The organism is Peptacetobacter hominis (assembly GCF_006861675.1).
Taxonomy (GTDB): Bacteria; Bacillota; Clostridia; order Peptostreptococcales; family Peptostreptococcaceae; genus Peptacetobacter; species Peptacetobacter hominis.
Genome location: NZ_SGJB01000001.1, coordinates 211,591 through 235,002 on the forward strand (window position 1 = coordinate 211,591; position 23,412 = coordinate 235,002).

Consider the following 23,412-nt stretch of genomic DNA (forward strand, 5'->3'; position numbering starts at 1 on the left):
TTTTAATTTTTATAGTGTATGAATCTGAAATACCGCCATAATTATTGACATAATATGGAAATAATAGTATTATTGTACTAATAAATCAATACAATATACATAAGAATAAGCTAATTACTAGGAGGGAATCTATTATGGCATGGAATTTTGATAATAACAGACCTCTTTATATACAACTTCTGGAAGTTCTAAAATTAAAAATTGTATCTGGTGAAATAAAACCAGGGGAAAAATTTCCAACAGTAAGAAATCTTGCAGAAGAAGCAGAGGTAAATCCAAATACAGTACAAAGAGCTCTATCAGAACTGGAAAAAGAAGAACTTATAGAGACTAGAAGGACTATAGGTAAATTTGTGACGGAGAATGCGGATAGAATAGAGTCTATAAAAGAAGAGCTTGCTGGAAAGGTTGTTGAAAAATTCATGATTAATCTTAAAGCAATCGGATATGATGAAAATCAGATACTTGAACTTATTAAAAACAGTATAAAGGAGGAACAGTGATGGATAGAAATATAATAGAAATAAAAAATCTTAAAAAAAGCTATGGAAATAAAGAAGCTTTAAAAGGTATAGATATAAATATACCAAGAGGGAAAATAGTTGGGCTACTTGGGCCAAATGGAAGTGGGAAAAGTACTCTTATAAAAATAATAAATGGTCTTTTACAGCCAGATGGTGGAGAGGTTAATATAAATGGATTGAAACCATCGATTGAAACGAAAAAAATAGTATCCTATCTGCCTGAAAGAACATATCTCAATGAATGGATGAAGGTAAAGGATATTCTCAAGTTTTTTTCGGATTTTTATGATGATTTCAATATGGGAAAAGCTGTTGAAATGCTTGGAAATCTAAATATAGACCGGGAAGAAAAGTTAAAAAACCTATCAAAAGGGACAAAGGAAAAAGTACAGCTTATACTTGTAATGGCTAGAGAAGCAGAAGTTTATATACTGGATGAACCAATAGGAGGAGTTGATCCGGCAGGAAGAGCTTATATACTGAAGACAATACTACAGAATTTTTCAGAAAACAGTACGCTTATAATAGCTACACATTTAATAAGTGAAATAGAAAATATATGTGATGAGGTTATTTTCCTTGCATACGGTTCAGTAACGTTAAGTGGAAATGTTGATGAGATAAGAGAAGAAAAAGGAAAATCAATCGACTCAATTTTCAGGGAGGAATTCAGATGCTAGGTAAATTATTAAAATATGAACTTAAATCTACAATGAGGACGTTTCTGCCTCTATATGCAGCAATCCTGGGGATGTCATTTATTATAGGTATGTTTGGGATATATGATATGGCAGAGATAGGAAGCTTTGCAATAATCATATTTATATCGCTAATGGTTGCGCTTACTGTTGTAACTGTACTTATGATAATAAACAGATTCAATAGGAACCTCTTAAAGGATGAGGGATATCTTATGTTTACACTTCCTGTAAAAGTCGAGAGTCTGGTTTTATCAAAGGTGATTTCATCAATTATATATATAATTTTGAGCACAATTGTTGTTATGATAGCCTTCGTAATAATAATGCTGCTTAGTGGAGTTTTACCTCTGCTTAATGATGGTTTACGGAATTTATGGAGCTATTTAACAGCACAACTTATGAATTCAAAAGATATAGTAATGAACTTTGTGTTCTACTTTGTGGATATAATGTTTGGATATATAGTATTTATTCTTACAATATATTTTTCTATATCTCTTGGGCAGCTTAGAATCTTCAGAAACAAAAGAACAATCGCAGCGGTTATAGGTTTTATGGTTATAAACTCAGCAAGGGCGTCTCTTACATCTTTCATAATAAATTTACTTGGAGGAAATGCGGAAACATTTTCAATGAATATGTGGACAGAACCTGTAGGGATGGTTTCAATAGGTATGTCTGTTGTTGTATCGCTTATATTATTCTTTGGAACAGTATATATACTGAAAAACAAATTAAATCTTGAATAGAATTAAAAAACAGGCTGTAGTTTAATCAATACTACAGCCTGTTTTTTATTTTTTATATTTTGAACCCTGGAAAGTTCCTCTTCTTTTCATTTCATCGTCTATCCGGTTTAGAACCTCCCATTTTTTCAGGCTCCACATAGGCGCCAGAAGTTCATCTCTTTTTCCGTCACCGGTAAGTCTATGAACAACCATTTCAGGTGGAAGAATTTCAAGCTGATCACATACAAGACTTATATAATCGTCCATTTCCATAGGAACAACTCTGCCATCTTCAAGAAACTTCCGAAGAGGAGTATTTTTTATCACATGAAGAAGATGGATTTTTATACCATCTACTCCCATATCTGCAACAGCTTTTGCAGTCTGCATCATCATATCTCTATCTTCTCCGGGAAGGCCATTTATTATATGTACTACAACTTTAATATTTTTGTCCTGTAGTTTTTTCAGTCCGTCAAGAAAATCCTGATAGGTGTGCCCTCTATTAATAATTTCAGATGTTTTATCATGTATAGTCTGAAGTCCAAGCTCTACCCAGAGATTTGTTCTTTTATTAAGCTCGGCAAGATAATCAACCACATCATCAGGAAGACAATCAGGTCTTGTTGATATTGATATTCCAACAACATCCTCAAAATCTAAAACAGCTTCATATCTTTCCTTTAGTACTTCAACAGGAGCGTAAGTGTTTGTAAATGCCTGAAAATAGGCTATATATTTTGCATGAGGCCATTTTTTATGCATCATTGCTTTTATATCGGTAAACTGTTTTCTGAGACTGTCTGCCGGATTTCCAGCAAAATCCCCTGAACCCTCTCTGCTACAATATATGCAACCGCCTCGGCTGACTTTTCCATCCACATTTGGACAAGTAAATCCGGCATTTAAAGATACTTTAAATACTTTTTCTCCAAAAGTCTGTCTAAGACAGTAATTCCATGTATGATATCTTTTATTTGAATCAAAAGCGTATTTGAATTTTTCCATATGAACACCTCTCAATGAATAATTTCATAATATATAATATATCAGATTATATGTGTATAAATCCATATCAAATTTGAATATATGCGATTTCAACTATTTATAATCAATATGTTATAATACATATTAATGCTGAAAATATTTATAATTACGGAGGAATTTATGAATAATAAATTTGTACTATCATTCAGTGGAGGAAAAGACAGTATAATGGCTATGTACAGAATGATACAAAAAGGATATGAGCCATATGCACTTATAATGACAGTCAAAGATAATGGAAATAGATCATGGACGCATTCAATAGAGAAAAAGATAATAGATGAATACCGAAAAAAACTTGGAGTAAGAATAGATTGTGTTGAATGTGGAATATCAGATTATGAAAAAAGTTTTGAAGAAAAACTAATGGAATTCAGGCAGGAAGGTGTAAATATATGTGTGTTTGGTGATATAGATATAGAAGAACACCTAAGATGGAATATAGACAGATGCAAAAAAGCCGGTATGACTGCTGTAATGCCTCTTGAAAACATAGATAGGGAAAAGGCTGTAATGGATTTTATAGATTCCGGTTTTGATGGAATAATAAAAAAAGTGAATGCAGACTATCTGGATGACACGTTTCTTGGACTGCATATCAACAAAGATACAATTGAAAAATTCAGAAAAAAAGGAATAGACTTATGTGGTGAAAATGGTGAATACCATACAATTGTTGTATCGGGTCCACTTTTTAAAGAGCGGATAGATATATCTCCACAAAAGGATGAGAACGGAGAAATTATAATAGAAAGAGAGTATAACAGTGCCATACTTAAGATGATATAGATATATCTGAAAGGAAGAAGTCAACATGAAAGATTATTATAAGATAGGAGAAATTTCAAAAATATATGGGTTTGGGAGAGATTCTCTAATGTACTATGAAGAAATAGGAATACTCAGTCCCGAAAGAGATACAAACGGATATAGAATGTATAGTATTCAGGATCTATATAAATTAAATCTTATAAAAGAACTCAGGAGTATAGGATTCTCGATGAAAAAGATAAAAGAATATCTTGAAAACAGAACACTCCAGACAACTGAAAATATATTGAGAGAAGAGCTAAAGCTTACAGAAAAAAAGATAGAAGAAATGCAAAAGCAAAGAGCGAATATAATACATAGAATCAATGCAATTGAAGAGGCTAAATCCGATGTGGAATATGAAAAAATAGTACTTAAATATATTCCAAGAAGAAAGGCAATAGAGTTGAATATAAATATAAAAAGAGATGCGGAATTTGATTTCTGTGTACAGAAACTTCAAAGTGAGTATGAAGGTCGATTTGACATACTGGGAAATAACAATATAGGTTCTTTCTTTTCAGAAGATGCCCTGAAAAACGGTAAAAATAATGTATTTAAATCCATATTCTGTTTACTTGATGATGACGAAGAAGTTTATAATGTTACCCTTGAAGAAGGTGAATATATAACAATGGAATATAAGGGTGATTATCGGAAGAATCATATTTATCTCGAAAGAATGAAGAAATATATAGATAAAAATAATCTTGAAGCTGTAGGTGGTCCTCTTGAAATATACAAAATAGATATACATGAAACAGGAGTTTTTGATGAATTCATAACAGAAATACAGATTCCGGTAAGAAAGAAACAAAAATAAAATATAAAAAAACTTGACCTTGGTATAATACCATAGTTTATCATTTTATATGAAGAGAGAGGAGAGTATATAAAATGGATGCTAAATTATTATATGATGAGTCAATTAGTCTTAGAACAAGATTTCTTAGGTATATGATACCGTCGGTGGTTGCAATGTGGGTTTTCTCACTGTATACAATGGTAGACGGAATTTTTGTTGCAAAAGGAGTTGGTGAGACTGCGCTTGCAGCAGTTAATATATCTATGCCATTTATAAATTTTATATTTGCAATATCACTTATGTTTTCTACAGGAGCTTCTACAATAATAGCAGTTCACCTTGGAAGAAAAGATATAAAGTCTGCTAATCAGGTATTCAGTATGAATACAGCTGTTATAGTAATTCTTTCTATAACAATAATGGCACTTGTCCACTTTAATCTGGATAATATAGCATATTTTCTTGGGGCTACGGAAACCACTGTAGAATATGTAAAGAATTATCTTGGAATAATAGCGTTGTTCAATGGATTTTTTATAGTATCTTATTCACTTGAAGTAATAATAAAAACAGATGGCTTCCCGGCTATGGCTACAGTTGGAGTTATAATATCAGCAATAAGCAATATAATTCTTGATTATATATTTATAATGCATTTTCACTGGGGAGTTCAGGGAGCGGCAATAGCTACAGGTCTTTCTCAGGTATTTTCAACAGTATTTTTCCTTACACATTTTCTGAGGAAAAATTCCACACTTAATTTTTCGAAATTCAAAATTGATTTTCATGATATAAAGAAAATAATGTTTATAGGATTTCCTGATTCAACTACGGAACTTAGCTGTGGTATAGTTGTAATGCTTTTCAATATAAATATAACAAAGTATATAGGAGAACAGGGTGTTGTATACTACAGTATACTTAACTATGTAAATACACTTATACTTATGACTATGATGGGAATTGCACAGGGAATGCAGCCGCTTGTAAGTTTTTATTTTGGAGCAGAAAAAACAGAAAATATGAAGAAATTACTGAAGATGGCGCTAAAAGCAGTTGTAGTTGCGGCAATAGCATCAGTTGCTATATGTATGGTTTTACCAGGATTTATAGTGGGGCTTTTTATAGATCCTTCAGAAACTGCAGTATTTTCAGAAGCTGTGAGAGTACTTAAAATATATTCTGTATCATTCCTTTTTATGGGATTCAACGTTATAATATCTGCATTCTTTGTATCTGTTGAAAAGCCTTCACTTGCTACAGTAATATCTCTTGGAAGAGGTCTTGTACTTGTTCTTGCAGCATTATTTATAATGATAGCAATAGCTGGTGGAGAGGGTATATGGTACTCTACTATACTTTCAGAAGGCGTATGTATGATAATAGCTTTTGTTATATTAAAGATGAAAATAAATTCAGTGTCAGATTCAATTCCTGCTATGTAAAGTTATGTCTATCTGATAAAATATAATTTGCAGATTAGTTTCTGTATTTATATTGGATGAGGTGAAAAAATTGGCTAAGAAGAAATTCTATGGTGTAAGAAAAGGATATAAAACAGGAATATTTGATTCATGGGATGAATGCAAAAGACATATAAGCGGATATAAAGGTGCGGAATTCAAAGGATTTACTACATATGAAGAAGCGGAACAATTTGTATATCCTGAAAATAAGAACACAAAATTAGAAGGAGATTATATAGAAGCATATGTTGATGGAAGTTATGAACATTCTATAAAAAGATATGGATCTGGAATAGTTATTCTGAAGAATGGAGAGATAGTCCATAAAAAATATTTTGGAGGAAACAGTCCGGAATATGTAACTATGAGAAATGTTGCAGGAGAAATTATGGCATCAGAGTATGCTATGAATTATTGCATAGAAAATAATGAGAAAAATCTTATACTTTATTATGACTATAAAGGTATTGAAAACTGGTGTACCGGTGAATGGAAAGCAAATAAAGAAGGTACTATAAAGTATAAAGATTTTTACAATAAAATAAAGGGAAAACTGAATGTGAGATTCGTGAAAGTAGCAGCACACAGTGGAAATAAATATAATGATATAGCTGATGAGCTTGCCAAGAACGGAGTCTTGGATTCCTGTGTATAAAAAAAGAATGATGCACCAGATTTGGTGCATCATTCTTTTTTTATACACAGGATATATATTATAAAATGATAATTTCAAATTATAAGGCTTAGTTTTTTACAACTCTTGAAAGAACACTGTAAAGAATTATTCCTGCGATAAGATTTATTATTGTAGAAGGTATAACTATTGATACAAATAATACAGAAAATCCTGCAGGAAGTCCTACTATATACTGTGCAACAAGAAGAAATACTGTACCACTAAGAAGAGTTCCAAGTGAACATATTGCTATGTTTGCAATTTTTGATATTTTTTTAGGATCCATTTTTTTTACAAAAGGAGCATTGAATATCATGTATACGACAATAAAAGCAAAGTTTACAGATATAACTTTATCAACTATATTTGGTATCTGTCCTCCAGGAAATTTTGTAGTAAGAGCAGCAAATATACCTGTTATTATTCCCGCAAGAAGACAGCTTTTATAATCATCTTTATTAAGAAGAACTATCATAAACATTGTAAGAAGTGCCAGATCCGGCTGCATTGGAAGTCCAAGTGCAGGTGTAAGCTGATGTAGTAAAAGACCTATAGCAAGAAGTATTGAATTTAGAACCATTTTTTTTGTATTTGTTTTCATTTTTAAATCCTCCGTTTATATAAAAGTTTTTTATCATTAAAAAGTAGTTTATCCAGTCACAATCAGTCTTTTCTGAAGTTCACATCATATCGGGCACCTCCTTTCCTGAAAATAAAAAAACTCCGCCCTATATATAGGGCGAAGTATAAATCCGCGTTGCCACCTAAATTATATTTCCATTACAGAAATACATCTCATCAAGGATACTAACATATCCTGTGTGCGATAACGTGCACCAGACGTCAGAGTCTACTTTCAAAAGATTTCAATCTGATTCTCGAGGGTCCATTCACTGAATCTATTCATATCGGCTCTCACCACTACCGATTCTCTGTGATGAAATCAAAACAGCTACTAATCCCTGTCATAGAATTTAATTTGTTGTTGTGTATATAATATGATAAAAATAATTCAGTGTCAATAAGAAAAAAATAATTCTGATGGAATTGAAATAATATTTCGAAAAAACAGAACTATTTAAAGGAATTTCAGAATATATATGGAATAAATTATAGTATAGATTTGTAAAGAAAGGAGAATATTATGTTTAGAGAGATAAGAAGAAAAGATAGAAAGATACCAAATGAAATTGGGGAAAAAATATTAAAAGAATCAGAAGTAGGATATTTTTCTGTTATATCATCAGATAATGGATATCCTTATGTAATACCGGTAAACCATGTATATGCAGATGGAAAAATATATTTTCACAGTGCTTTAGAAGGGCACAAAATTGAAAGTATTAAGAAAAGCGATAAAGTGTCATTCTGTGCGGTATCTGAATATGAAATAAGACCATCAAAATTTGCTACAGGATATAAAAGTGCAGTAATTTTTGGTAGAGCATATATAGTATCTGATGAAATTGAAAAGAGAAAAGCTCTTGATGCTATAATAGACAAATTTTCAGCAGAATTCAGAAAAGAGGGAGCTGAATATATAGATAAAGCATCATCAGCAGTAGTGGTTGTAGGTATCAATATAGAAAACATGTCCGCAAAATCGGCTGAATAGATATTAAAATGAAGTGTTTTTAATGATTTCTTGCAATATACAAAAAAAATTGTTATTATATAAATGTATATACTATACTGTCAGAGGAGGTGAAAGGTTTGTTTGCAGGGATCGGATCAAAAGTTGGGAATCTTAGAAGATATTGGAAATTATATCTTAAGAGAATTGCACGTTACGGAATGATATCAGTATTTTTATGTATTGTGGTGGCATTATTTCTTGGAGTATCAAATACTTTAACTGGTGTGAATATAGACTTTTTTTATTATATAGTTGGAATAGTATTATCGTCTCTACGGTTATTTATACTTATGTGTCTTGGAAATATAGATAGAATAAAAAGAGTTCCAAGAAAAAGAACTGTCAAAACAAACAGAGTTTCAAAAACAGGAACAAGACCTCGGGTATCATACTCTGATATGTATAGAAGAAAGGTTTCTTAACGTATCAAAATTTAATTTTATGATAAAAAATATGAGCAGGCTTTTATATATTAATATATAGCTTGCTCTTTTTTGATTATATATAAGATATAGTATAAATAGGTTTGTTTTACAGCATGGGTTACAATCTTGTTATTTTTAAATTTAATACTGCTTTTAAATTTTATGTTATAATAAGAAAGTGCTGTATATTGTCGGAATAATAAATTATGCGGGTGAGAACTTATGAAAATAGATGATTGGATAAAAGAGTCTGAAAATGAAAAATATAAAAATAGAAAGAAAAAAAGCTCTATTATAGAGAGTTTATATTATAAAATACCGGAGTTTAAAATAAATTATAAATTTCTTGTGGCGCTTATAGTTGCAGCTATAATAATTTTTTTTGCAGGTAGATTTATGAAGTATGATATGAAGGCAATCCATCTAATGTCACTTATAGAACAGAGAGAATATGCAGTATCTCTTGACTATTATGAAAATGTAGAAACTCGGTTTTCCGTTTCAGAAATGAGTAAATTTAATGAATGCCTTGCATCGAAATTTGAAAAATTCATAACTGAATCCGGAGAATCGTTTATAGAAGGTGGAACTTCAAAGGATCTTATTTCAGGATATATAAACATAATAAATGCTATGGGAAAAGTTGAGATAAAAGGAGATAGGATAAAATCACTTTGTCAAAAAACATCTGATATGTACAATAAATCCGAAATTGAATATGATACAGCCATATCGCTTGTTGATATGATGTCTTATATAAATGGAATGAGTGCAAAAGTGGAAACATATAGACAAAATATAGAATTTATAAGTAACTCCAGAGAAATGTATGAAAGTGCAGTTGGTAAACAGGAAAAATATCAGTACCATCAGGCAATCGAAGATTATGATAAAGTCATAAAAGATGATGAAAAATGTTATAAATCGGCACAAAAGAAAAAAGATGAATGCATTGAAAAAATGTATGACTACTATATAGAACAGGCTAAATCATTTTCAAACGATGGAGATTATGAATCTGCATTAGAGTATGTTGAATATGTGAAAAAATACTATCCTGATGACGAAAAAGTAAATGAACTTGTTAAAACATACAGTGAAAAAGTATCTGTATACACATTAAAGACATCTGATATAAAAGAAATATATAGCGATGTTTCAGGTGTGGAATCAAAGGATATAGAAGTAAGTATGCTTCCTCAGATGTATAATGGTAAAAAATATTATTATGCGGAGGTTATGAAAAATAAAAAGGTTATTGATGAAATACTTGTAAATCCTGAAGATAAAAAGGTATATTCATACAAAGGTGAAAACAGATCTTATAACATAGATTATACTGAGGATTATTTTAGAGTTAATACAGATGGAAATATTGAGTTTTCAATAAATAAAACAGATGCAGAAAAAGTTTTAAAAGATAAATTTGAAAAAAAGAAAATAAATTATAAAAATATAAAAGAAATAGATACTTCAAAAGCGGAACATTATACAGGTTCAGAAAAAAGCATTTCAGAAATGACGTCATCAAGTGAAGAAACATATTATTATTTTTTATGTGATAATGGATTTTTCAGTAAAAAGGAACTTTATTGTGTAAATATGTACAATAGTCAGGTATATATATTCCAAAATAATAAAATATCTCAATATTAGGAGGCAAGTGAGTTTTGATGAATAAAAAAATACGGATAACAATATCAGCCGCAATTGCAGTAATAGTAATTGCAGCAGGCGGATTTTCAATATATATGGTAAAACGGGATAAGATTGCGCCAAATACAATAATAAATGGAGTAGATGTAGGAGGTCTGACAAAAGACGAGGCTAAATCCAAAATAAAGATATTTACAGAGGATACGTTCAATTTAGAGTATAATGAAAAAAGCTATTCTATAGAGCTTAAAGATATAGATTTCAAATATAATCTGGATAAGACTGTGCAGGATGCATATGATGTAAATAGAAAAGAAGGTACTTTAAAAAATATGGTATCTATGCTTGGTTCAAGATTTGGACACAAAGAAAATATTTATATAGCAACAGAGTACAATCAGAAAAAAGCTGATAATGAAATAGAGGAAAAAACAAAGGAAATAAATAAAGAAAAAGAAGATGCCAGATTTGAAACATCTGATGGAAAAACTACTTTGAAAAAAGATGTTGATGGAATATCAGTAAATATAGAAAAAACAAGACAAAATATGGAAAATAGTCTATCAAAAAATAAATTTGAGTCAGAAGTGGCAGTGGATACAGAAACAGCAGAGATAACGACATCAGATTTAAAAGGAATAGATTCAGTTTTAGGAACATCAATGACTACATTCAGAATGTCAGATGAGAATAGAAGCCATAACATAAGAGTAGCAACAGAGGCATCAAGCAAGGTTATTCTTAAACCAGGTCAGGAATATTCATTCAACGGAGTTGTAGGAAAAAGAAGTGCTGAAAACGGATATAAAAATGCGCCTGTAATAATGGAGGGAGAAATGGAACAGGATCTTGGTGGTGGAGTATGCCAGGTTTCATCAACTCTTTATAATGCAGTTTTAAAATCAGGACTTGAAATAGTAAATGTTAAAAACCATAGTATACCATCTTCATATGTAGGTATGGGTAGAGATGCAACTGTAACTGATAGTGGAATAGATTTTGTATTTAAAAATCCATATAAACATAATATATATATTCAGAACTATGTTTCAGGCGATACTATAGTATGTCAGGTATTTGGAAATAGTTCAGATGAGCAGAATGTTGAAATAACAACTTCAGTTATAGGAGTAAATGCGGCTCAGACAAAAGAGGTTGAGAAAAAGGATCTTGAAGAAGGCAAAAAGGAAGTGGACAAGAGTCCAAGAAATGGATATACAGTTGTAACATATAGAATATTCAAAGATAAAAACGGTAAACAGATAAAGAAAGAAAAAATATCAACATCATATTATCCTAAGAGAGATGGTCTTGTATATGTAGGAACAAAACCTAAAGAGGAAGAAAAACCAGAAACAAAACCGGAAGAGAAACCTTCAACTGGAGATGAAAACCAGGCAACTCTGGATAATGAAACAGATAAAACTACTGTATAAAAAAGCAGCCTTACGGCTGCTTTTATAATATAAAATATTCTAGGAGGAATTTATGGAAAATATAGATGATTTAATAAAAAAACAGGATGAATATTTTAAATCAGGAAAAACACTTGATATTAAATTTAGAATTGATATGTTAGATAAGTTATATAGTTCGGTTGAAAAAGATGAGGAAAAATTGGCAGAGGCAGTTTATATGGATTTCAAAAAGCCAATTCGGGAAACTTTTATTACAGAGATAGAGCCAATTAAATCAGAGATAAAAAGCATGATAAAAAATATAAAAAAATGGAGCAGAGTGGAAAAAACAGGAATGGATATGATAAATCCATTTTCTAAAAATCGTATATATAAACAACCATACGGGAAAGTACTTATAATATCACCTTGGAATTATCCGATACAGCTGTCAATTATACCGCTAATAGGGAGTATTGCAGCAGGAAATTGTTCCATTGTAAAAATGTCTGAATATGCACTTAATACAGCGAAAGTAGTAAAAAGAATTATAGAAAAAATTTATAAACCTGAATTTGTGAGTGTTTTCTATGGTGAATCAGATGAAAGCGAAAAACTTCTGAATTCTGATGTAGACTATATATTCTTTACGGGAAGTCCACAAATAGGAGCTCTAGTGGCTGAATCTGCAGGAAAAAGACTTATACCATATACACTTGAACTTGGAGGGAAAAGTCCTTGTATAATAGATGAAACTGCGGATATATCGTCAGCAGCAAGGAAAATAATATGGGGAAAACTGATAAATTCCGGTCAGACATGCGTTGCTCCCGATTATGTAATTGTAGAAGAATCGGTGTACTCTGAATTTGTGAAACAGTGTATAAAATTTATAAACATATTTTATGGTGACAACCCTATTATGTCAGAGAGTTACGCAGGTATAATCAACAAAAGAAATTTTGATAGGATTTTAAAACTTATAGAAAATGAAAATATTATCTATGGTGGAAATTATAATTCAGAAATTCTGAAAATAGAACCTACTATTGTAAATATAGAAAATATGGATTCGGAAATTATGAGACAGGAAATCTTTGGGCCTATCTTGCCGGTCATAAAATATAAAAGAAAAAACGAAATATATGAAATCATAGATAAAAACAGAAATCCATTGGCACTTTATATTTTTACTACTGATGTACAGTTTGAAAAAAATATAATAAAAAATGTATCATTTGGCGGGGGATGTGTAAATGATACAATAATACATTGCACTATGAATAATATGCCGTTTGGAGGAATAGGAAAAAGTGGTATAGGATCATATCATGGAAAATATAGCTTTGAAACTTTTTCTCATAAAAAGTCTATTGTAAAATCAGTTTCATTATCAGAAATAAAATTAAAATATCCTCCATATACGAAAGAAAAATCAGACAAAATAAGAAAAATGATGAAACTGGCAAGGTGGAAATAAATATATTATATATTAAAATAAAAGTTGACTCCATATAATATATATGATAGTTTTGAATATGTCAGAAAAAGGAGGTAGACAATGAAAGTTTTTAATCAGCTTGCAGTGATATTAGGAATATGGGCAATAGGGGAATATATAAGCTCTTTAATTTCGGGATTTATAGCTATACCGGGAAGCATAATAGGGATGTTGTTGCTTTTTATAATGCTTCAGACAAAAGTAATAAGTATAGAAAGTGTAGATAGTATATCTTCATTTTTCCTTGATAATATGGCACTTTTCTTTGTGCCTGCCGGTGTATCTCTTATAACATCATTAGATATTATAAAAAGTAATATAATAGTACTTATAGCAACAATATTTATAACTACAGTAATAGTAATGTGGGTTACAGGAATTGTAGTTGAAGTTATGATGAGTCGAAAGGAGGGAAAAAAGAATGTATAATATTTTTGAAACACCAATATTTGGACTTATAGTTACAATACTTTTTTATAATATGGGAAGATATATACAAAGAAAAACAGGAAATCCTGTATTTAATCCGCTTCTTATAGCAATTCTTTCTATAATAATTTTTCTGAGTATATTTCATATACCATATAAGGCATATAAAATCGGTGGAGATAGTATAAATTTTTTCCTGGGACCTACAACAATAGTTTTAGCAGTTCCACTTTATAAGCAGTTTGAACTTTTCAGAAAAAATATGGTTGAAATAATTTCAGGTATTATAGTTGGTGTTGCAGCTTCATTTGTATCAGTAAAAATTATGGGACTGCTTTTCAATACAGAGCAGAATATGATAAATTCACTTTTCCCTAAATCAATAACTACACCGATGGGAATATCTCTGGCTAATACACTTGGAGGTATAGAATCAATAACTGTTGTTGCAATAATATGTACAGGAATATTAGGAGCAATCATATCGCCAATAGTATTCAGATTTGGAAAGATAAAGCATCCAATAGCGAGAGGTATAGCTCTTGGGACATCTTCTCATGCGCTGGGAACGACAAAAGCAATCGAAATGGGAGAAGTTGAAGGAGCAATGAGTGGTTTATCAATAGGTATATCGGGAACACTTACAGTAATACTTATACCTATAATACTGAGATTTATGCGGTAAATATTTCAAAAAAATAAAAACACAATAAAAATAAAAAATGTAAATATTATAGTTTTTATAATTCATAAAAATGAAATAAAGGATAAAAATAATTCATAAATACGTCACTTATGCAACAAAAACAAGCTCTAATGCAGGAATTAAAAAAGATATTCCAATTTACTCATAAAAAAGAAAATAATCCTAAATTAAAGTTAATATAAAAGCTGTATATTAACACAATTACAAAATAAAAAATACTAGACAAAATGTCTGAATGGATTATAATATATGATGTAAAAACAATTTGGAGGGAAAAAAATGAGTGAAGTCAAAGATACTCTTAAAGAATATCCCAGTCTAAGATTCGGAGCGATGCTTCTGGGAATGTTGATAACATCTATAGGAGTAAATGGATTTTTAAGACCAGCACATCTTCTTAGTGGGGGAGCTACCGGAATATCTACAGCCATAAACTATCTTACAGGAATTAATATAGGTCTTCTTACATTTATTGTAAATATGCCGGTATTTATACTTGGATTTATATATCTTGAGAAGGAATTCTGTATTCTTAGCCTTATAAACATGGCAATATTTTCTTTTATGCTTGGTATAACATCAGATGTATCACAGATTATACCAATACAGAATGATGTAATTCTTCAGGCTATATATGGAGGACTGCTTTCTGGAGCTGGGGTAGGACTTGTATTTAGAACAAAGGCATCTACAGGCGGAACAGATATAATTGCAGCCATACTGAAAGTAAAAAGAAATATAGAAATGAAGGACACAACAATGGCAATAAATGCCGTAATAATATTTGTCGGAAGTTTTCTGTTTGGACTTGATCTTGCACTTTATACACTTATCAGTATATTCATGAACGTTACTACAATGAACTTCGTAAAAGATGCTATGAACTCTCAGAAAGCTGTTATGATAGTTTCTGATAACTACGATGAAATAGCTGAGCATATAATGCAGGAAATCGTAAGAGGTGTCACATTCCTTGAAGCAGAAGGTGCGTATACACACAATAAAAAGAGAATAATATATACAGTGGTTTCTACTAATGAGATTCCAAAAATAAAGGAAATATCTCTGAAATATGATAATAAGGCTTTTATATCAGTCAATGATATAACAGAGGTAAAAGGTAGAGGTTTCAAAGCAAAAGATTTATAATATATGACCGGTTTTATAGCCGGTCTTTTTATATTTTAAGAAATATTTATGCTATCTTTTTTATGTATGATATAATATAAGCAGATTAAAAAGATTTTATGCCGATAACGGAGGGACAGAAATGGAATTACCTAGAAGATATAAAGATATTTTTAATAGATATGTGTCAGAGATAAAAAAGGTTGAGAAAATAATAAAAGGATTTGATTCTAAAAAAGAAAAGCTTATAAAAAACGAAGTATATGCAACAGAGTTTGAAATAAATGAGATAGAAATGCAATGGAAATTGTATGAAGATGAAATGGAAAAAGATATGGAAAATTTCAGAGAATCCGAATTTTATACTGAAGAACAGTATGAACCTGAGAATAAAACTGATTATAGTGATATAGAAAATCTGATTGAAGATGATTATGGTCTTGATGAGGAGGATATAAACAAGGCATTTGAACTGTTAAACGATAATGAGGATTCATTTGAGGACGATGTAAATATTTCCGGCGATATAAAATATAATGAAGAGATGTTTGACGATGATATATTAGAAGCAATGAGAGAAAGTGCTGACGGAAATATAGAGTACGATGATGATTACTATTTTGAAGATGAGAGAGAATACGGTATGGATATGGAAATAGATGTCAGCATGCCTAATGTTGAAAGCAAAAATGTAAAACCTGTAGATAGAATATATAAGTTCACAAATGGTGATATATATATAGGAAAGATGATAAATAATAGAATGCAGGGAGTAGGAAACTATATATTCCATTCTGATAGAGAAGTGAAAAATGAGTATATAGGCGAATTTAGAAACGGTTTAAGATACGGAAAGGGAATATATATGTTCTCAAATGGAGATGAATATATAGGTAATTTCAGAAATGAAATGGCAAATGGAATAGGAAGAATGCTTTATAAAAATGGTGCGGAATATATAGGAGAATGGACAAACAGTAGAAAAAATGGATATGGATTCTACCAGTGGGAAACAGGAGAAGTATATATAGGAGAATTTAAAAGAGGAAAGTTCAATGGAAGAGGAATATGCTATGCTTCTGATGGACAGATTATGTATGACGGTACATGGAAAAACAACCAGATTCACGGGAAAGGAAGATTTTTCTGGGGAGACGGAAGAAGATACGAAGGGGATTTTGTTGAAGGAAGAAAACATGGTGAAGGAACCTTCTATTTTGAAGATGATGTAATTTATGAAGGAACATGGGAAAATGATGAACCTATAATATTTGGAATGAAATTTGATGAGATATTTAAATAAAAATATAGTTGAGCTCTACAGAAAAATTATGTTTATATCTGTAGAGCTCTTTTTTTATTATTTATTATAAATTAAGTGTATATATAAAAAATCTATTTATAAAAGCAAAATCATATAAAAAAACTATAATAAATACAACAAAACACAATTGAAAATTAATTTATTAATATGATATTATAAAAAAGTAATATGTAAAAAACTACATGTATTTACAAACGTCTAAAAGTCTGAATTTATAGGGGGATTAATGGTGATAAAAATATCAGGATTAAAAAAGAAATTTGATAATCTAGAAGTTTTGAAAAATATAAATCTTACCATAGAAGATGGCGATATTTATGGGTTGGTAGGCAGAAGTGGAGCTGGAAAATCAACACTATTACGTTGCATAAATGGACTTACTGATTATCAAGAGGGAAGTCTTACAGTAGATGGTAAAGAAGTAAAGAATTTTTCTTCATATGAGATGAGAGAATTTAGAAGAGGAATGGGAATGATTTTTCAACAATTTTCACTTTTGAATAGAAAAACAGTATATCAGAATGTTGCAACACCAATGCAATGTTGGAATTATCCTAAAGATGAAATCGACAGAAAAGTCAAGGAACTTCTTGAACTTGTAGGATTAAGTGACAAAATGGATGCTAAACCAAGAAACTTATCTGGTGGTCAGAAGCAAAGAGTTGCTATTGCTCGTGCATTAAGTATGGACTCGAAAGTATTGCTTTGTGATGAAGCAACATCAGCACTAGATCCAAAAACAACATTATCAATACTTGAATTATTAAAAAAGATAAATAAAGAAAGAGGAATAACAATAATAATAGTAACGCATCAGATGGAGGTTGTAAGAAATGCTTGCAACAAAATATCTATTCTTGAGAATGGAGAAATTGCTGCACAAGGTGAGACAAAAGAAATATTTGCTCAGAGACCTAAGGCGTTACAGAATCTTCTTGGTGAAGAAAGTACGAAACTTCCGAACATAGGAAGAAATATAAGTATAGCTCATTATGTGAATGATATATCTGATGGAATGCTTATAACAAAAATGTCTTCTGATTTAAATATGACATTCTCTGTAGTTGATGGACAGATACTTAACTATAGTGACGACAAATTTGGAACAGTTATAATAAATGTTACAGAAGAACAGTTCCCTGCAATAACTAAATATCTGAATGATAGAAATTATGAATGGAGAGAAATAGTTTCATCATTAGAGAAAAGTGAGGTAGAAGACAATGACATTAACTAATTATACAATGATGGACATATTTAATATGCTTATTGCACCAGCGTTTATAGATACTGTAAAAATGACTGTTATTTCAGGTGTATTATCTGTTATTTTTGGTTTTATCGTTGGTGTTTTACTTGTCATAACAGAAAAAGGAAATTTATGCCCAATGCCTATATTTAATAGAGTACTTGATATAATAGTAAATATTTTGCGATCATTTCCATTTATAATACTTATGATTTCAATAATTCCGCTTACACGTTTGATAGCAGGCTCATCAATAGGATTAAAGGCAGCACTTGTACCACTAACAGTTGCGGCAACTCCTTTCATGGGAAGAATATTTCAGAATAGCTTAAAAGAGGTAGACCCAGCGCTTATAGAAGCGGCAAATTCATTTGGTGCATCAAAATTTCAAATTATATTTAAAATAATGCTTAGTGAAGCAGTACCATCTATAATATCTGGAGTTTGTCTAGGAATAATAAATCTTTTGAATGCAACTGCAATGGCTGGAATTGTTGGGGCTGGTGGTCTTGGAGCAATAGCTCTTACATATGGATACCAAAACTTCAATATGAAAATAATGTATTCAATCTGTATAATTCTTGTCATACTAGTTGCTGTTATACAGTATTGCAGTGATTTATTGTACAGAAAATTAAAGTAGAATATGAAAATTAATTTTTAGTTTAATATAAAATTTCACTATAAAATAGACAAATATTAAAGGAGGAAAAAATGAAAAAACTACTAGCAATATTACTTGCATCATTAATGAGTTTATCTCTAATGGTAGGATGCTCAAGTAATGGAACATCAGATTCAGAAAAAGAAACGTCTGAAGTAAAAACAATAAAAATAGGGGTAAGATCTGATATGGTTGATCAGGTGGAATCAGTACGTCAGCGGGCGCTTGATGGTGGATATGATTTAGATGCTGTAATATTCAATGACAGCGTTCAGCCAAATGTTGCTTTAGCAGAAGGAAGTATAGATATAAACTGGTATCAGCATGAACCTTATTTATTAAGTTATAATGAGTCAAATGGAACTGATTTAGTCATGATAAAACCAAAGACTTTTTATCCTCTATTTGCAATGTATTCTGAAAAATGGAAAAGTCTAGAAGAACTTCCAGACGGTGCGACAATAGGACTTTGTAATGATGCAACTAACAAATCTCGTGCATTATTCATGTTACAGGATGAAGGTCTTATAAAATTAGATGAAAGTGTGGAATCTCCAACGGAATTTGATATAAAAGAAAACCCTCACAAATTTAAATTTATAGAAGCTGAAATGAGTGTGTTACCACAGTCAATAAGCGATTGTGATGCGATATGTCTTGCAGCTGGCCACATGGTAAATGCAGGAAAATCAATAGATAATCCTTTATGTGAAAGCAAAGATAATGATACATATGCAGTAGGTATGGTTGTAAGAGCTGAAGATAAAGACGCACAGTGGGCAGCAGATTTAGCAAAACTTGTTCAGTGTGATGAATTAGCCGAATATTTTAAAACTGATAAGCAGGGTACACAGGTTCCAGCATGGGAATAAAAATATTATAAGGATATAAAAAGGGTAAAAATATTTACCCTTTTTTCCATATTGAAGAAAAATATGTGGATGGTGAAAAAATGGAACTTGCAGTAATAACACTTGAAAAAGTAATGATAATGTGTGTTTTGGCTTTTGTAGGGTTTATATGTTACAAAAGGGGTTTAATAGATGAGGAACAGAATAAAGGTTTATCAGAGCTAGTATTACAGGTATTTACACCTATACTTCTTTTTACATCATTACAGCAAGACTTTTCAGAAGAAAGAATAAGAGGATTTATCATATGCGTAATAGTATCTATTGTAGGCTTTTTTATAAGTTTAATAATAGCGCAGATAGCTTCCTTAAAAGAGAATGATTATAATAAACCAGTTGAACTTGTTGCACTTATATATTCAAACTGTGGATTTATAGGGATACCCCTTGTACAAGGTATATTTGGAAGTGAAGGAGTTTTCTATATGTCGGCATTTGTAGCAGTATCTAACTTTCTTATATGGACACACGCAGTACTTGTAATGTCAGGAAAAGCTGATATAAAATCAATACTATTGTCCTTCAAATCACCTACAATAATATCAATTGTAATAGGAATGATTTTTTTTGTGATGCAATGGAAACTTCCAAAGTTTGTTATGGATCCTCTTGAAATGTTTGCAGCTGTAAACACACCTCTTGCCATGATGGTTGCGGGTATCAATATAGCACAAGAAAACATTCTAAAATTATTGTCACATAGAAGGCTATATTTAATATGTACTCTTAGACTGATTGTTATACCGTTTGTACTACTTATCCTTTTGAAACTTACACCAATAAACAAAGTAATCTCACAAGTTGCAATATTAGCAACAGCATGTCCCGCTGGAGTTACCGGAACATTATTTGCTATGAGGTATAATAAAAATTCAGGATATGCAACAGAAATCTTTGCGATGACAACAATTCTATCTATACGGACATTGCCGTTTATAATGATATTTTGCTAATTAAATACATGAAAGGAAGTATTAATATGGAACTTATAAAAACCGAGATGACTCCAAAAGAAAGATTAACGCTTTATGGAAAAGGAAAGGAAGTAGATAGAATACCTACTACACTTTCTGCAGGAGAAACGATACCTGTACTTTATGGAATTTCAATACATGACTATTATTTTTCGGCAGATCTTATGGTTGAAGTTGAATCTAGGATGGCAGAAGATTTTGGCGCTGATAATATGGGGATGGGGCTTGGACTTCGTACGGTAGCAGAAGCAATCGGAACAAAGATGCATTATTCTAGTGATAGTGTAGCGTATATAGAAGATCCTGTAATAAAAAATTATAGTCAAATTGACAATATGGATATAATTAATATAAAAAAAGATGGAAGAATACCAATAATGATTGAAGCCTTTAAAAGGTTAAAAGATAAATATGATAAAGAGAGAATAATAGGAACTGGTATGGCAGGACCACTTACAACAGCATGTGCACTTGTGGGAACAGATAAATTTTTGAAAGATTGTATAAAGAAACCCGATGAAATAAAAAAACTTATGGAGTATTCAACCGAATGTATTATAGCTTGTGGTAGAGACATATATAATGAAGTTGGAATAACAAGTAGTTTATCGGAACCAATAGCTTCTGCCAATCTTATAAGTAAGAAGCAGTTTGAACGTTGGGCGAAGCCGTATATAAAAAAAGTAGTAGATGAGTGGAACAAATTTCAAAATGCACCGAGTATACATATATGTGGAAAAACGAATGATAGATGGGATGATGTCATAGAAACGGGAATATCTGGATTTTGGGTAGATAATTGTGAAAGTCTTAAAGAACTAAAAACTAGATTGGGAGATAAAATTTCAATAAGTGGAAACGTAGCGCCTGTTGATATACTACGAAATGGTACTCCTGAAATGATAGAAAATGAAATATTTAACTGTATAAAACAGGCAAGTGATTCACCTAAAGGTTTTGGTCTTTGTCCAGGATGTACAACACCAGTAGGTACTCCTAAAGAAAATATTATAGCATTTATGAATGCAGCTTATAAATATGGAAAAGGTGCTAAAAAAGGACATATGTGTAAAGGTATTGAAAAATTTTTATAAAAAGGAGAAATTATTATTAATAAAACTATTGTTTCTTGAGAGAAACTTAAAAGAAAAAAGTATTTCAATAACCATATATGTCTAGGTAAGTAATGAATATGATTACTATAGAAATCGATTTAAAACCAATGGCAAAACTTACTGAAGCATAATATAAATTATATGTGGATTAGGAACTAGAACAATAATAGATAGTATAAAAATAATAATTATGGAAACTGCAAAAGAAAATATGAAAGAAATATAATATGTAAAAACTAAATCCCACAAAGAAAAACACGTTGTCAAAATGAATATATCCTTATACCAGGAGAGAGATATAAGAGATATTATAGAAAGTACAGAAATAAACTATAATAAATAATATAAATAAAAGTTATAGAAAATAGTATCCAAAGGGAATTTGTAGAGAATATATAATTGTAATAAGTTAATGTGTAAGAAGTAAGAAATCGAATAATAGCAAAGATAAAAAGTCTTTCAAAAGATAGTAAAATAATATAAATAAATTATTCTAATTGTAAAATAAAAATATATAAATGATATAATGGTTAAAAGTATATTAAATAAGAAAGTATTATAAAAAATTATTTCTATGTACATTAGAAAAAATAGAGAAAATGTCATATATAAAATTATCTATATCTAAAAAGTATAAAAGCTTATATAAAAAGACTTTAGTTGGGGGGGAGGAAAATGGAAAGGTTTGTATGTACAGTAAGATTCGGAGAAGACTTTAAAATAGTAGAAGACATAATTAAAAAACTTGGAATTGAAAAAACCGAACCTAAACAGATACATGAAAATGCAAAATATATATACAATATAGCAAGGAAATCAGAATACAACGATTGGATAATATTGCCATTATGTAGTACAATTGCTGCAGAATCGCTTGGAGCAGATGTGAAATTATCTATAGATGGGGCAAGGATAAAAGAGGAAAAATATAAAAATAAAGAAGATATTGAAGAGTTATTTTACAAAAGCATGGATAAAGATTGCAAAAGGCTATCGGTAATGATGGATGTTTTGAAAAGTCTATCATCTGAAGGAAAACATATTATATATGGAGTAGAGGGGCCTTTCACATTGCTTAATGCACTTATGCCTATGAGTAAGATGTTTCTTACTATTAGAAAAGATAAAGAAGAAAAACTTTTATCAAATGCAAAAAAATGGACCTTAGATTATATGACAATGGCGATTGAAAATGGAGTGGAAATAATATCATATGCTGACCCAATAGCCAACATAGAAATTATAGGTGAAAAAATGTTTAAAGATATATATATGCCTCTATTTAAAGATATAATGCAGACTATAAAAGAAAAATATCCTAACATAGTGATACATATATGTGGAAAGCTTACACAAAGTATAATAGATTCTGATGAATGTAATATAACAAAAAAATCATATAATGAGAAAAGTAATTATGGAGAAGTTATAAAAAAATATATAGATAGTGGGGAAAACAATATAATAGGCCACTATTGTCTAAATAGATTGGATAGTAATAGAAATTATGTTGAAATTATATCATGGAAATAAAATTAGG

At 30.5% G+C, this 23,412-nt stretch carries 24 protein-coding genes and 1 other annotated feature; of the genes, 22 read left to right on the forward strand and 2 right to left on the reverse strand.

Annotation, left to right across the window (positions count from 1 at the left end):
• Positions 1-134 precede the first annotated feature (134 nt).
• The 3 genes from EXD82_RS00975 to EXD82_RS00985 are packed head-to-tail and all read left to right on the forward strand — an operon-like array spanning position 135 to position 1,974.
• On the forward strand, positions 135-503 hold the full coding sequence (locus tag EXD82_RS00975) for a GntR family transcriptional regulator (protein WP_142535044.1): 369 nt from the start codon (positions 135-137) through the stop codon (positions 501-503).
• A complete protein-coding gene (locus EXD82_RS00980; RefSeq protein ID WP_142535045.1) occupies positions 503-1,204 on the forward strand; it encodes an ABC transporter ATP-binding protein in 702 nt (233 codons plus the stop codon). The genes EXD82_RS00975 and EXD82_RS00980 overlap by 1 nt, the downstream gene beginning before the upstream one ends.
• Positions 1,198-1,974 (forward strand): ABC transporter permease, encoded by a 777-nt coding sequence (locus tag EXD82_RS00985; protein ID WP_142535046.1) that lies wholly within the window; start codon positions 1,198-1,200, stop codon positions 1,972-1,974. Before EXD82_RS00980 ends, EXD82_RS00985 begins: the two co-directional genes overlap by 7 nt.
• A 45-nt stretch (positions 1,975-2,019) precedes the next feature.
• On the opposite strand, the gene EXD82_RS00990 is transcribed toward EXD82_RS00985, so the two are convergent.
• The gene (locus tag EXD82_RS00990; RefSeq protein ID WP_142535047.1) at positions 2,020-2,961 is read right to left on the reverse strand and encodes a TIGR01212 family radical SAM protein; all 942 of its coding nucleotides are present in this window, start codon (positions 2,959-2,961) and stop codon (positions 2,020-2,022) included.
• A gap of 159 nt (positions 2,962-3,120) precedes the next feature.
• On the opposite strand from EXD82_RS00990, the gene EXD82_RS00995 reads away from it, so the two are divergent.
• The 4 genes from EXD82_RS00995 (at position 3,121) to EXD82_RS01010 (ending at position 6,736) form a co-directional block, all read left to right on the forward strand.
• Entirely contained in the window at positions 3,121-3,789 is a 669-nt protein-coding gene (locus tag EXD82_RS00995; protein ID WP_174919119.1) for a Dph6-related ATP pyrophosphatase, read from the forward strand.
• 25 nt (positions 3,790-3,814) lie between these two features.
• A complete protein-coding gene (locus EXD82_RS01000) occupies positions 3,815-4,633 on the forward strand; it encodes a MerR family transcriptional regulator (protein ID WP_142535049.1) in 819 nt (272 codons plus the stop codon).
• Between the two features lie 74 nt (positions 4,634-4,707).
• On the forward strand, positions 4,708-6,060 hold the full coding sequence (locus tag EXD82_RS01005; RefSeq protein WP_142535050.1) for an MATE family efflux transporter: 1,353 nt from the start codon (positions 4,708-4,710) through the stop codon (positions 6,058-6,060).
• A 70-nt stretch (positions 6,061-6,130) separates the two neighbouring features.
• Positions 6,131-6,736 carry a ribonuclease H1 domain-containing protein gene (locus tag EXD82_RS01010; RefSeq protein WP_142535051.1) on the forward strand — a complete coding sequence of 202 codons (606 nt, stop codon included), beginning with the start codon at positions 6,131-6,133 and terminating at the stop codon, positions 6,734-6,736.
• An 88-nt stretch (positions 6,737-6,824) separates the two neighbouring features.
• Here EXD82_RS01010 and EXD82_RS01015 read toward each other — a convergent pair whose 3' ends face one another.
• Positions 6,825-7,358, reverse strand: coding sequence for a tryptophan transporter (locus EXD82_RS01015; protein ID WP_142535052.1), 534 nt, complete (start codon positions 7,356-7,358; stop codon positions 6,825-6,827).
• Positions 7,359-7,489: 131 nt separating this feature from the next.
• Positions 7,490-7,735: a binding site (T-box leader), on the reverse strand.
• Between the two features lie 166 nt (positions 7,736-7,901).
• Here EXD82_RS01015 and EXD82_RS01020 point away from each other — a divergent pair.
• From EXD82_RS01020 to EXD82_RS01090, 15 genes are all read left to right on the forward strand, one after another.
• Positions 7,902-8,372, forward strand: coding sequence for a pyridoxamine 5'-phosphate oxidase family protein (locus EXD82_RS01020; RefSeq protein WP_142535053.1), 471 nt, complete (start codon positions 7,902-7,904; stop codon positions 8,370-8,372).
• A gap of 98 nt (positions 8,373-8,470) precedes the next feature.
• Positions 8,471-8,815: a hypothetical protein gene (locus EXD82_RS01025; RefSeq protein ID WP_142535054.1), complete on the forward strand. Its 345-nt coding sequence runs from the start codon at positions 8,471-8,473 to the stop codon at positions 8,813-8,815.
• A gap of 225 nt (positions 8,816-9,040) precedes the next feature.
• Positions 9,041-10,474 (forward strand): hypothetical protein, encoded by a 1,434-nt coding sequence (locus EXD82_RS01030; RefSeq protein ID WP_142535055.1) that lies wholly within the window; start codon positions 9,041-9,043, stop codon positions 10,472-10,474.
• Positions 10,475-10,491: 17 nt separating this feature from the next.
• Positions 10,492-11,910, forward strand: coding sequence for a VanW family protein (locus EXD82_RS01035; protein WP_246081980.1), 1,419 nt, complete (start codon positions 10,492-10,494; stop codon positions 11,908-11,910).
• A 52-nt stretch (positions 11,911-11,962) separates the two neighbouring features.
• Positions 11,963-13,351 carry an aldehyde dehydrogenase family protein gene (locus tag EXD82_RS01040; RefSeq protein ID WP_142535057.1) on the forward strand — a complete coding sequence of 463 codons (1,389 nt, stop codon included), beginning with the start codon at positions 11,963-11,965 and terminating at the stop codon, positions 13,349-13,351.
• 81 nt (positions 13,352-13,432) lie between these two features.
• The gene (locus tag EXD82_RS01045) at positions 13,433-13,801 is read left to right on the forward strand and encodes a CidA/LrgA family protein (RefSeq protein WP_142535058.1); all 369 of its coding nucleotides are present in this window, start codon (positions 13,433-13,435) and stop codon (positions 13,799-13,801) included.
• Complete coding sequence (locus tag EXD82_RS01050) at positions 13,794-14,486, forward strand: LrgB family protein (RefSeq protein WP_142535059.1); 693 nt, start codon at positions 13,794-13,796, stop codon at positions 14,484-14,486. The genes EXD82_RS01045 and EXD82_RS01050 overlap by 8 nt, the downstream gene beginning before the upstream one ends.
• A gap of 300 nt (positions 14,487-14,786) precedes the next feature.
• On the forward strand, positions 14,787-15,656 hold the full coding sequence (locus EXD82_RS01055; protein ID WP_142535060.1) for a YitT family protein: 870 nt from the start codon (positions 14,787-14,789) through the stop codon (positions 15,654-15,656).
• Positions 15,657-15,777: 121 nt separating this feature from the next.
• Positions 15,778-16,938 (forward strand): MORN repeat-containing protein, encoded by a 1,161-nt coding sequence (locus tag EXD82_RS01060; RefSeq protein WP_142535061.1) that lies wholly within the window; start codon positions 15,778-15,780, stop codon positions 16,936-16,938.
• Positions 16,939-17,185: 247 nt separating this feature from the next.
• Positions 17,186-18,196 carry a methionine ABC transporter ATP-binding protein gene (locus EXD82_RS01065; RefSeq protein WP_330573676.1) on the forward strand — a complete coding sequence of 337 codons (1,011 nt, stop codon included), beginning with the start codon at positions 17,186-17,188 and terminating at the stop codon, positions 18,194-18,196.
• Positions 18,183-18,851, forward strand: coding sequence for a methionine ABC transporter permease (locus EXD82_RS01070; protein ID WP_142535062.1), 669 nt, complete (start codon positions 18,183-18,185; stop codon positions 18,849-18,851). The genes EXD82_RS01065 and EXD82_RS01070 overlap by 14 nt, the downstream gene beginning before the upstream one ends.
• Before the next feature lie 71 nt (positions 18,852-18,922).
• Entirely contained in the window at positions 18,923-19,744 is an 822-nt protein-coding gene (locus EXD82_RS01075; RefSeq protein ID WP_142535063.1) for a MetQ/NlpA family ABC transporter substrate-binding protein, read from the forward strand.
• A gap of 65 nt (positions 19,745-19,809) precedes the next feature.
• Positions 19,810-20,736 (forward strand): AEC family transporter, encoded by a 927-nt coding sequence (locus tag EXD82_RS01080; RefSeq protein ID WP_142535064.1) that lies wholly within the window; start codon positions 19,810-19,812, stop codon positions 20,734-20,736.
• Between the two features lie 26 nt (positions 20,737-20,762).
• Complete coding sequence (locus tag EXD82_RS01085; protein ID WP_142535065.1) at positions 20,763-21,851, forward strand: uroporphyrinogen decarboxylase family protein; 1,089 nt, start codon at positions 20,763-20,765, stop codon at positions 21,849-21,851.
• A gap of 696 nt (positions 21,852-22,547) precedes the next feature.
• Positions 22,548-23,405, forward strand: a complete 858-nt coding sequence (locus EXD82_RS01090; protein ID WP_142535066.1) for a uroporphyrinogen decarboxylase family protein — start codon at positions 22,548-22,550, stop codon at positions 23,403-23,405.
• The last annotated feature ends 7 nt before the right edge of the window (positions 23,406-23,412 follow it).

Bases quoted from the DNA above. Each gene is read 5' to 3' on its own strand.
- EXD82_RS00975 (WP_142535044.1), top strand. From the start codon at position 135: ATGGCATGGAATTTTGATAATAACAGACCTCTTTATATACAACTTCTG.
- EXD82_RS00980 (WP_142535045.1), top strand. From the start codon at position 503: ATGGATAGAAATATAATAGAAATAAAAAATCTTAAAAAAAGCTATGGA.
- EXD82_RS00985 (WP_142535046.1), top strand. From the start codon at position 1,198: ATGCTAGGTAAATTATTAAAATATGAACTTAAATCTACAATGAGGACG.
- EXD82_RS00990 (WP_142535047.1), bottom strand. From the start codon at position 2,961: ATGGAAAAATTCAAATACGCTTTTGATTCAAATAAAAGATATCATACA.
- EXD82_RS00995 (WP_174919119.1), top strand. From the start codon at position 3,121: ATGAATAATAAATTTGTACTATCATTCAGTGGAGGAAAAGACAGTATA.
- EXD82_RS01000 (WP_142535049.1), top strand. From the start codon at position 3,815: ATGAAAGATTATTATAAGATAGGAGAAATTTCAAAAATATATGGGTTT.
- EXD82_RS01005 (WP_142535050.1), top strand. From the start codon at position 4,708: ATGGATGCTAAATTATTATATGATGAGTCAATTAGTCTTAGAACAAGA.
- EXD82_RS01015 (WP_142535052.1), bottom strand. From the start codon at position 7,358: ATGAAAACAAATACAAAAAAAATGGTTCTAAATTCAATACTTCTTGCT.
- EXD82_RS01020 (WP_142535053.1), top strand. From the start codon at position 7,902: ATGTTTAGAGAGATAAGAAGAAAAGATAGAAAGATACCAAATGAAATT.
- EXD82_RS01030 (WP_142535055.1), top strand. From the start codon at position 9,041: ATGAAAATAGATGATTGGATAAAAGAGTCTGAAAATGAAAAATATAAA.
- EXD82_RS01035 (WP_246081980.1), top strand. From the start codon at position 10,492: ATGAATAAAAAAATACGGATAACAATATCAGCCGCAATTGCAGTAATA.
- EXD82_RS01040 (WP_142535057.1), top strand. From the start codon at position 11,963: ATGGAAAATATAGATGATTTAATAAAAAAACAGGATGAATATTTTAAA.
- EXD82_RS01045 (WP_142535058.1), top strand. From the start codon at position 13,433: ATGAAAGTTTTTAATCAGCTTGCAGTGATATTAGGAATATGGGCAATA.
- EXD82_RS01050 (WP_142535059.1), top strand. From the start codon at position 13,794: ATGTATAATATTTTTGAAACACCAATATTTGGACTTATAGTTACAATA.
- EXD82_RS01055 (WP_142535060.1), top strand. From the start codon at position 14,787: ATGAGTGAAGTCAAAGATACTCTTAAAGAATATCCCAGTCTAAGATTC.
- EXD82_RS01060 (WP_142535061.1), top strand. From the start codon at position 15,778: ATGGAATTACCTAGAAGATATAAAGATATTTTTAATAGATATGTGTCA.
- EXD82_RS01065 (WP_330573676.1), top strand. From the start codon at position 17,186: ATGGTGATAAAAATATCAGGATTAAAAAAGAAATTTGATAATCTAGAA.
- EXD82_RS01070 (WP_142535062.1), top strand. From the start codon at position 18,183: ATGACATTAACTAATTATACAATGATGGACATATTTAATATGCTTATT.
- EXD82_RS01075 (WP_142535063.1), top strand. From the start codon at position 18,923: ATGAAAAAACTACTAGCAATATTACTTGCATCATTAATGAGTTTATCT.
- EXD82_RS01085 (WP_142535065.1), top strand. From the start codon at position 20,763: ATGGAACTTATAAAAACCGAGATGACTCCAAAAGAAAGATTAACGCTT.
- EXD82_RS01090 (WP_142535066.1), top strand. From the start codon at position 22,548: ATGGAAAGGTTTGTATGTACAGTAAGATTCGGAGAAGACTTTAAAATA.